Genomic DNA, 228 nt, shown 5'->3' on the forward strand with positions numbered 1-228 from the left:
CCCCCCCCCCCCCCCCCCCCCCCCCCCTCTTTGAAAAAAAAACACGGCACCCCAGATGTAGCTCCGTCTCGTGGGCTCGGAGATGTGTATAAGAGACAGGCTCGAGGGCCTTGTCGTTGCTCGAGCCCTCGACGTACTCGCTGATGAACAGCTCGGTCGGGGCCGCCGATGCGCTCGTCGCGGTGCAGCACCTGTCTCTTATACACATCTGACGCTGCCGACGACGGA

1 protein-coding gene is annotated in these 228 nt (G+C 63.6%); it reads right to left on the bottom strand.

Features of this window, described 5'->3' with window-relative positions; translation table 11 throughout:
• Nucleotides 1-208: hypothetical protein (locus ACR9ZK_RS22815; RefSeq protein ID WP_481344204.1), on the bottom strand; the 208-nt coding region annotated here is incomplete at its 3' end.
• Between the last annotated feature and the right edge of the window lie 20 nt (nucleotides 209-228).

The organism is Monashia sp. HAY1-5C (assembly GCF_056755255.1).